The organism is Pseudomonas sp. R62 (genome assembly GCF_000257605.1).
Classification (GTDB): Bacteria; Pseudomonadota; Gammaproteobacteria; order Pseudomonadales; family Pseudomonadaceae; genus Aquipseudomonas; species Aquipseudomonas atacamensis.
In genome coordinates this window covers 3,588,297-3,598,175 of record NZ_JH635998.1, presented here as the reverse complement: position 1 = coordinate 3,598,175, position 9,879 = coordinate 3,588,297, and the positions used below count along the sequence as shown (strand labels likewise).

The window sequence follows — 9,879 nt, the reverse complement described above, 5'->3', positions numbered from 1 at the left end:
CGCATCGGCTGGTCGTTGGCTGCGCTGGCGCTTGTGCTGCTTGGCGGCTTGAGCCTGTTCCTCTACCTCAAGGCCCGGCCCTATCAGGAAACCGTCGATCACGGCCCCTCGCCTGCCGCGCAAGCCAATCCTTATCTGGCGGCAGAAATGTTCCTGCGCGAGCGCGGCCTCGCGGTCAGTCACGCCGAGACCCTGGCGGTACTGCCGCAGATCGATCCGCACAGCCACACCTTGTTGTTGTTCGGCGAGCGCGCGCGGATGACACCGCGTGAAGTCGATCAGGTGCTGAACTGGACTCGCGCCGGCGGACGCTTGGTATTTGTCGCTGAATCGCTGTGGGATGCGCAAACCGGGCAAAGCAATGATCTGCTACTCGATAAGGTGCAACTGCATCAATCGCTGAGCAAGGACTTGAAAGATCCACCAGTGGACGTGGAAAAGGACCGCTTCCCGAAACTGACCAAACTGTACCTGGAAGACGAAGACGCGCCCGCCTACGCCGGTTTCGACACCGACTTCCACCTCGACGACCCGAACAATGTCGCGCAAGCCTGGGCCAACAGCGCCAAAGCCACGCACATGATGCAACGGGTGTACGGCCTCGGCACGATCACCGTGGTCACCGATGCCGAGCTGTGGAAAACCGGCGCTATCGGCAAATATGACAACGCCTGGCTGCTCTGGTATCTGAGCGCCGACACCGACGTCACGCTGATTTACAACACCGCGCACGATGGCTTGTGGACCTTGCTCTGGCGCTACTTCCCGCAGGCCATCGTCGCCCTGCTCGCCTTGATCGGCCTGTGGTTGTGGCAGGCCGGCGTACGCCATGGCCCGGTGCAAATGCCGGCGCCAGCGGGTCGGCGCCAACTGCTGGAGCATCTGCGTGCCAGTGCCGATTTCCTCCTGCGCCACAACGGCCAGCAAGCGCTGCTGCAAGCCTTGCAACAAGACATCCTGCGCCGCGCGCGCCGCCGCCATCCCGGTTTCGATCAATTGAATGTGGCCGAACAATGGCTGGCGTTATCGCGCCTGACCCGGCAACCCACCCGCGCCATCAGCCAGGCCCTGAGCCCACGTCCGAAGCAGCGTTTGTCCAGCGCCGAATTCAGCCGGCAGGTCGCTCATCTGCAAACCTTGAGGAACGCGTTATGACTGAACAGATCGAGCCCGGCAGCGCGACGCACGCCGCCCAGCAGCGCCAGCGTGCCAGCCAGTTGGCGCAGGCAGTGCGCAACGAATTGAACAAGGCGCTGATCGGCCAGGATGCGGTGGTCGACGATGTCCTGACCGCGCTGATCGCCGGCGGCCACGTGCTGCTCGAAGGCGTGCCCGGTCTGGGCAAGACCTTGCTGGTGCGGGCACTGGCGCGATGCTTCGGCGGCGAGTTCGCGCGCATCCAGTTCACCCCGGATCTGATGCCCAGCGACGTTACCGGCCACGCCGTGTATGACCTGCAGACCGAGCAGTTCAAGCTGCGCAAAGGCCCGCTGTTCACCAACCTGCTGCTGGCGGACGAGATCAACCGCGCCCCGGCAAAAACCCAGGCGGCATTGCTCGAAGCCATGCAGGAACGCCAGGTGACACTCGAAGGTCGCCCCCTGCCCATCGCGCAACCGTTCATGGTTTTGGCGACGCAGAACCCGATCGAACAGGAAGGCACCTATCCGCTGCCGGAAGCCGAGCTCGACCGTTTCATGCTCAAGGTGCGCATGGATTATCCCGACGCCGATCAGGAGCTGAACATGGTCCGTCAGGTCTGTCGTTCGACCCGCGCCGACATGCTCGATGTGCAACCGCTACGCACAGTGTTGCAAGCCAAAGACGTGCAGGCGTTGCAGCGTATTGCCAGCGATCTGCCGCTGGATGATCAGGTCCTCGATTACGCCGTGCGTCTGGCGCGCAGCACGCGCACCTGGCCGGGCCTGACCCTCGGCGCCGGACCACGCGCCTCGATTGCACTGGTGCGTTGCGCCCGTGCCCGCGCCTTGTTGCGCGGCGGCGAGTTCGTGATTCCGGATGACATCAAAGGCTGCGCACTCGCTGTGCTGCGCCATCGCGTGCGCATCGCACCGGAGCTGGACATCGAAGGCCTGCAGGTCGATCAGGTGCTCGCGCAATTGCTCGATCAAGTGCCGGCGCCGCGCCTGTGAAACCCTCGCGTTTGCTGCTGATCTGGCTGGCGCTGCTGCTGGGCGTCAGCATCGTGCTTGGCGCCTTTCAGGCACTCGGCAGAGAGCTCCCGTCGAGCCTGATTTCGATCAACTGGGGGTTGCTCCTGGCGCTGTTGGCCTTGGCGGTTATCGACGCCGTACGCCTCAGACGCCTGCCCTCGCCGCGCATCAAACGACAGATGCCCGGCAGCCTGGCGCTCGGGCGCTGGGGAGAGGTGAAGCTGGAGGTCGCCCATGAGTTTGCCGAGCCACTGAACATCAATTTCTTCGACCACGTACCCGACGGCCTCGCGTTTGAATATCTGCCAACAGTTGTCGAGCTTCAACCCGGCCATGTCAGTCAGCTCACCTACCGTCTGCGACCTCTCGAACGCGGGCATTTCTGCTTCGAACAGTGCGAAGTCAACCTGCCCAGCCCCTTGGGATTATGGTCCGGCAAACGCCTGCTCAGCGTCCGCGACGAGACCCGTGTCTACCCGGACTTCGCCCGGCTTTACGGCGGTGAGTTGCGCGCCGTCGACAACTGGCTGAGCCAGCTCGGCATACGTCAGCGGCAACGTCGCGGTCAGGGTCAGGAATTCCATCAGTTGCGCGAATTTCGCGAGGGCGACAGCCTGCGCCAGATCGACTGGAAAGCCACCGCCCGCCAGCGCACGCCGATTGCCCGCGAGTACGAAGATGAGCGCGATCAACAGATCATCTTCCTGCTCGATTGCGGCCGGCAGATGCGCAGTCACGATGGTGAGCTGTCGCACTTCGATCACGCGCTCAATGCCTGCCTGCTGCTTAGCTATGTGGCGTTGCGCCAAGGGGATGCGGTGGGCATGAGTACCTTTGCCGGTGATGAGCCGCGCCATGTCGCGCCTGTCAAAGGCAGCGGCCAACTGAACGTCCTGCTCAACGCTGTTTATGACCTCGGGAGCACCCAGCTCCCTGCTGATTACCAGGCTGCTGCCAACCAGTTGTTGGCCCGCCAAAAGCGGCGGGCGCTGGTAGTGCTGGTGACCAATCTGCGCGATGACGATGATCAAGTGCTGGGCGCGGTCAGACGGTTGAGCGCCCAACATCGGGTGCTGGTGGCGAGCCTGCGCGAGGAAGCGCTGGATAGGTTACGCCAGACGCCAGTGCAAACACTGCCCGAAGCATTAGCCTACTGCGGCACCATCGATTTTCTCAATGACCGCTCGCAACTCCATGAGCGGCTGACTGCCCATGGCGTTGCAGTGATGGATGTTCGGCCCGCCGAGCTGGGGGCCGGACTGGTGACAAGCTACATGAGCTGGAAAAAGACCGCTGCGATCTGACAGATTCGATCAGTTGGTGACTGCAACATGCACAGCGCCGCTGTCCGAAGTGCCGTCGCTGTTTTCTACTTTGACGACCAGCGAAATCTGATCCGTAAGGCTCATCGGCCGCCAGTGAGCCTGGTATCGCCCGCTGTGACTGGTAAACGACTCAGTGAACGGTGCTCCATTAGTGGAGACAAGGATTTTCCGTCTGGGCATGGGCTCTCGCCCCTCCTTGGCCACAATCAGCGCGGTCATGGAGACGTAGGTCTGCAAGGGAACCGGATTAGGCGACGCAACAACGGATTCCACCGCTGCTGGACACTCAGTGACGGTCAACCAGAGCGTTTTTACCACCCAGCCAGCCAAACCACCCTTTACCGACGCCCGCAACGCAGCCTCGCCTGCTCCGTCCAAGACAATGCGCGCCGTTGCCTTGCCTTCGGCATCCGTCAGGGTTGTCGGCAGCGAGGTGCGGTCGTACTCCCACATCACTTCAACATTGGCCAAGGGTTGCGCGGTACTCGCTGACACTACCAGGACTTGCGCGGTCATCTGTTGCCCCGGATACCCGCTCGGATAATCGCTGACCAGTTCCTTGATCTCCCGGGGCTCGTGCAGCAAAAACGCTAAGGAAATCGACTCCGAATACAGCGCATCGCCCACCGTGGCGGTCAGTTGCGCCGCACCCGGTGTTGTCGGCACGAACCGTATCCGCGCTTCACCGTAGAAGTTGGTAGTGGTGGTCACCTCACCAAGGTCCGGACTGCGCCAGACAACCTTCATCCCTACCATCGGTCTGCCACTGATGCCCGACACAATGGTGATCCGCTCCGATACAGCCTCGCCCCAAAACAGCGTCTGACTGCTGCGCGAACGATCCGCAATTTTTACCACCTGCGCGCCTTGCCCCAGCGACATCGCAATAACTGGAGAAAGCCTGGCCAACCGCGCCGAGGCAAAGCGCAGGCCGAAACTCCCGTCCTTGAGGTCGCCCGCGTTGAACCGATAGGTCATTCCAGCTTCCGAAAAAAACCTGGGATCACCCAGACGTGGTTCCTCGAAGCGCAAGCCCAATTCCGCCGGCCCGGTGCCGGTCATGCCCAGTGTCAGATATTGGTCATGCAGCGCACTGCCAGCCGGAGCACTCACGCTCAGTTGATGCTGCCCCTTGCGCCGGGGGAATTCAGCGCTTTCACCCAGCGGCTGAAACGGTCTGGAGTCGAAACTGTATTCGAATCCGTCCCACGGATCCCCTTCCAGCGCTAGAACCTGCATGGAGCGGCGCTCTTCAAAACGGTCATAAGGGCTGATAACCGCCGCTGTCACCACATGCTCACCTGCCGTGGTTGGCGCAAAGGGAAAACCACTCCAGCCGTCGGCCCCCGTCCCGTGCACTTCGGTGCTGCCGTCGGCTGTCCATTGAACAGCCACTTGCTCCAGAGGGAGGTCGGGACGATAAGGGGAGCGTACCTTCAGCCACATCCACGCAGGATCCTGCCCAATGACCGGATCCACCGCAGATGCACGGACGTCTTCGATCGTGATTTTATTGTGGGCCAGGGTCATCGTATTGATGTCGCTCAAGCCATGGGTACTGATAATGAACGCAAGTTTGAAAACCCCGGGTTTGGTACTTTTTGAACAGTCCAGCGTCCAGGTAAACCCGCTGTCGTCCACAACATTTTCGCTCTTGGGGGGTGGGCTCAACTCGATTCCGAGCTCCGCCGCCGGGCTTCCAGTCCATATCAGATCCATGGGGATACCCACTAAAGGACTCAGCGCATTGGTGCGGAAGATATAGCGATGTATAGCGCCAATACACGGAAAGAGCGGCTGCCCCCTGAGATCGGTCATCTGATCCAGGACCACGGTCATTTCTTCATGGAGGTCAGGTGATAACAGTCGGCAAGAAAAATCCTTGTTCGTGAGAGTGTCGGTGAGCAAACTTACCTCGAAAATACTGCTGGTACTTTCGATACGATCAGAGCTGAACAACCAACTCAGATCTTCCCCTTCGCGCAATATTCTCGGCCTATCAAGGTCGCTCACCGCAAGCCCGATCTCTGGCTTTGCGTTGCGCCAACCGAGCGTAATTGCCTCGCCAATCAGCGGGCTATTCTCATATGCACGGACCGTCAGGATGTGCGTCTTGCCTCGCTTGCAAGCGATTCCGTCACTGGAAATTTGAAAGCCATCAAACGTGATCCTGACCTTGTCCTTCCACTCGTCTCGTGCAAACGCCGTGACCGAAAACGTGTGTCCATCTGCCGGCCCGCCTTCGTAAGCACTCACACTGGCGGTAATCGTCTCGTCGCTCAAAGCCTTCAACGGCCAGTAATACAGGCTGGCCCAGCCACCACTGCCAGTACGAGACTTGACAATACCCTCGGGGGTTTGCCAGTCGACGAACGCATCAATTACCGGCTCACCGGCACCTTTGTCAGTGACATGCACCACCTGCACTCGCATCAAGGTCTTTTCGTAGTTCTCGACAACCGGCGAAATATTCGGGCCGCGCGTGTCAGCGATCCTGACCTTGTTGCGCGCCAGCGACATGGGTTTACGCGGCGATGGCAGTAACAACTTCGAGCAGACCAATGACAGTTCGAAGCGACCATCCAGCCAGTCCTCGCAGGCCAGCGTCCAGAGACTATCGTCGCCATTGAAAGCGACCGGTTGCTGGAGTGGCGGGTTGACCGTGACCTTCAACTCTTCATGCCCGACGCCGCTCCAGTGCAGCGATAGATCAGTCGCCAGCAAAGGGCTGTCGGCGGGCAAGCGCACGATGAAGGGGTAATCAGTGCCGCGATTGGGATAACCGGTCGCGTCCCACAGGGTTACCTGCTCTTCGACAACGCAACGCAAGTCCCGCCAGGGGTCGGTCGCCAGCACCGTGACTGGAAATTCGTGAGTCACCTCGCCATTGCTGTAATAAGCGCTGTCGACCGACGCTGTGATGACAAAATCGCCGGCTTGCTCAGGGACGAAATCGAAGTAAGCCAGGCCCTGTTCATCAGTGACTGCGGTGCCCTGCACGCCCTGCCCGATACTCGTCCACCTGACCTCTCGACCATCAAGCGAACGGCCGGTGTAGAACGAAAGGACCTGCACGCCCAACCGGACGCTTTGTGCATACTCGAGGACGGGGTAATACGCCGCGGTCTGCACTTCGCGAAGCGCCAATCGATGATGCCCCAGCGACACGTCAATCGCATAAGGCTCGGTGTTGTACTGGTTCACCAGGTTTATTGTGAAGTCATGACTTTTCTCTTCTCCCATATCCGGGCAGTCGAGCGACCACTGCGACAGCAGCGGTTGATCGACTCCCCAGTCAGGGGTTGCCTTGACTGCTTCCAATGGGTTGCCCTGAATGATCAGTGCGATATCCGTACCCAGCCAGACGCTGCCGTCTACAGGGGTAAAAGACAGACGATGCGCAATGTACAAAGAGCCGTCCGGGTCATCGCCAAGGGAAGCGCCCAGGCAAAGGTGTAACGTCTGGCCTGGTGGCAGAACTTCGTCATCCAGTCGCACCGTCTGCAGTTGCAACGGATCAAGCTTCAGTTGCAGGTCGATTCGAGTGATGCAGATTGTCGAACTACGGTCGCCCGCGTTGCGCGGGACACCGCTGACCTCGAAGCTCAATTCGTCATCTTCGACGAACGCCAATTGGTCCAGTGATCTTTGATACACCCGGGGCTTGAATTCCAGCGGCTGCTCCGCCCCCAGTCCGGCGTCTTCGTGCACCTGTTTCCGGCCTTCTTCTGCCGTGAGTTCGATGCTCATTAACACATCGCCGCTCTTGCGGATGTGCAACCAGCCCGATTCGCCCGACCATGAAACTCCGGGCCGCAGTTCGCATAGAAACGTCAGTTCGTAACCCGCGCGGGCGCCGGGGGTCTTGGGAGCCTTGATTACCTGTGTAGCCGAAGCCCCGACACCGACCTCCATGAAATTGACTAACTCGTCAGCATAGAATTCTCTCGCCAGGCCAATCATCCCGCTGGGGCGCCACTCTTTGAGCCGATCGTTGAAGTCACCATTGAGCACCAGATTCTGATTGTTTTGCACGACGGGATCATTCATGGTCGCCTGCTCCTTCGACTGGCATCTTCAAACTGGCGTTTTCAGCCTTGGTAACCAGGTCTGTGACTTTTTGGGCGAACGTCGGCTCGCCGGCTTTGGCGGTGTAGCGCACGCGGATAATGATATCGGTCAAGGATTTGAGCATTGCAGCTTGTGGCTGTTTTAGCGGTCGAGGAAAACTCAGTCGCCAGTGGGAAACCGCACCCGTGCATTCAAACGGGTTGAGTAAACCTTCATCAGGTTTCTGGTGGGTCAGGCCACTGTCGGAAAGCCCTACCGATAAAACGATCTGCTGAGCGCTGCGCAGGTTGAACACCAGATCGCCAGGTACACCTGAGGTCGGCGTATGCAGGTACTGCACAGACTGTGTGGTGGGCCGGGTCGCCGTCACGCTACTGATCTGCAGCAAGGTTGCCCGGACATCCTCGTAAGGACCGGTCAGGACAGGCAGATCCACCTCCACTGAACTGATCTGCCTGCAGAAATGGCCGGGGTAATCCCGGTCGAACAGCAACTGGGTCAGTCTGAACTCCAATACACCTGTTGCCATCAATTGCTGGTGTGCATCTGCCCAACTGCTCACGCCCTCTTGAGGCTCGATGCCGTCGTCGCACAACTGCCGCAAGGAAACTGTTTTGACCAGCTCCAGCCGCCGCTCGTAGCTTTGCAAGCGCCTGCGTTCCTGGTCCAGCAGATACATGTGCAACTGTTCGCCAGAGCCCAGACCATAACGGTGATCGAGCCAGGCCTGAGGCAAAGGGACCGGTGCATCATAATCGCCGGTTTCAGCAGCCAGCGAAGCCTGCGCACTGAGGCACAGACTGACGACCGCGTCGTACGCCTGGTAGTGCAGGGCTTTTAGCTGGCCAAGCATCCAGCCGAACAATTCGGCATTGCTCGCGCGTTTTTTGAGGAAGTTGAACATGGTCAACGCTTGACTGTTGGCCCGAAGCGTCTGTTCAAGGCTGGATCTTGCTGCGTTGACCGCATGGCTTTGCGCTTCGATCTGCGCATTGATTGCGCCCACCTCCGCCAGCGCCTGATCGCGTTGCAGCGCCCATTCAGTGCGGCGGCGACGATAGCCTTCGGTCGTGGCTTGTCGGTCGGCGTCGATTTGCAGCAGTGACGAAGAGACGTCAAAACCGAAAGCCATTGCATCGAATGCGTGTTCGGGCTTGAAGCCACCGTTGGAAGTACCATAGATTTTCGGCAACGCCGCGATGACGCCCCCTGCCACTCTGACGGCTTTGGCCTGCAGGGCTGATGTTTTCGACTGCTGCAGGCTGGCCATGACCTGGTACTCGATCGGCGAAACGTTCTCGTTGTAACGCGTTGCATAGGCATCGGCCCGCTCCTGCGCCATTGCCCGGCTTTGCTGAAGCGCTGTTACATTCGCCTCCAGTTGGGCGATGGATTGTTCCTGCACCGTTTCGGCGTAACGGCCCAACTCCAGCAGATGGTTCTGCTGCAGTTCTTCTTGTTCGGCACGGTCGCGTTGTTCAAGCAGTCGCAGCACCAGACTGCCGAAATCCCGCAGACTCTGTACCCCACGCAGTGCGACTTCGAACGTGACACGCCAACGGTAGGCATTGACCACCAGCCGCCCCCCCATCGGTCTGGGTCCGGCCGCGCTGCCAGCGGCCAGATCGCGGAGCAATTGCCTGGGATCCGTCATCGGGCTGAACAGCAATATGTCCAGCGGTTTGCCATCGATGGTGAGATTGTCGCGCAGGTAACCAAGCCGTTGCTGCGGCCTTGCAAACAGGTCGAGCAGCGATTGATTGATCGGAATTTCAAAAGGTTTGCTTGCCAACAATCCCAGCATCGGCGGGGTATCGGAAGCGATCGGGTAATCCGCCAGGTTGAAATCCTGCGTATTTTCAAGCGCTTCAAGAGGCGGTCGTGAATCACTCTGGGCCAGAAGGTTTTCAACGGTGGCGGTCTGCCAACGAGTCGCTGTGTCGGCGGTGGGCGCCTTGCCCATCAGAAACCCGGCCTGGACGTAGCAGAGCTTGGCGGCCACCAGACTGTCACGGGTCAATTGGCGGTAATACCAATCGCCCCACGCCATCAGGTTTTCCACATACTCAGTGAACATCAGGATCTGAAAATGCGCGGGCGCGGCATAGCCAATGGCATCCGGATCAGAGGGATTCTGGATTTCCCACCCCGGATTACTTCCCGCCCCTTCTATATCCAGAGGCCGGCAACGCCAGTACGCCGGTTTCGGGTTCATGATCGGGACCGGCGGATCTTTCCGATCCTGGGTTGCCTGTGGATCGAACACGTAATGCAGCCAGTCCTGCGCTTCCTGGAAGCGCTCTTCATCA

Annotated in this window: 4 protein-coding genes and 1 pseudogene; 3 read left to right on the top strand and 2 right to left on the bottom strand. The window is 59.7% G+C overall.

Annotated elements, in window-relative coordinates; genetic code table 11:
- The first annotated feature begins 3 nt into the window (after positions 1–3).
- The 3 genes from OQK_RS17215 to OQK_RS17205 are packed head-to-tail and all read left to right on the top strand — an operon-like array spanning position 4 to position 3,478.
- A complete protein-coding gene (locus OQK_RS17215; protein ID WP_038861259.1) occupies positions 4–1,155 on the top strand; it encodes a DUF4350 domain-containing protein in 1,152 nt (383 codons plus the stop codon).
- Positions 1,152–2,153: an AAA family ATPase gene (locus tag OQK_RS17210; protein ID WP_016773470.1), complete on the top strand. Its 1,002-nt coding sequence runs from the start codon at positions 1,152–1,154 to the stop codon at positions 2,151–2,153. The genes OQK_RS17215 and OQK_RS17210 overlap by 4 nt, the downstream gene beginning before the upstream one ends.
- Positions 2,150–3,478 (top strand): DUF58 domain-containing protein, encoded by a 1,329-nt coding sequence (locus OQK_RS17205; protein ID WP_016773469.1) that lies wholly within the window; start codon positions 2,150–2,152, stop codon positions 3,476–3,478. The genes OQK_RS17210 and OQK_RS17205 overlap by 4 nt, the downstream gene beginning before the upstream one ends.
- A 9-nt stretch (positions 3,479–3,487) precedes the next feature.
- Here OQK_RS17205 and OQK_RS17200 read toward each other — a convergent pair whose 3' ends face one another.
- A complete protein-coding gene (locus tag OQK_RS17200; RefSeq protein ID WP_016773468.1) occupies positions 3,488–7,549 on the bottom strand; it encodes an Ig-like domain-containing protein in 4,062 nt (1,353 codons plus the stop codon).
- Positions 7,542–9,879, bottom strand: a pseudogene (locus tag OQK_RS17195) (insecticidal toxin complex protein TcaB2); the annotation flags it as partial. The pseudogene OQK_RS17195 and the gene OQK_RS17200, both read right to left, overlap by 8 nt.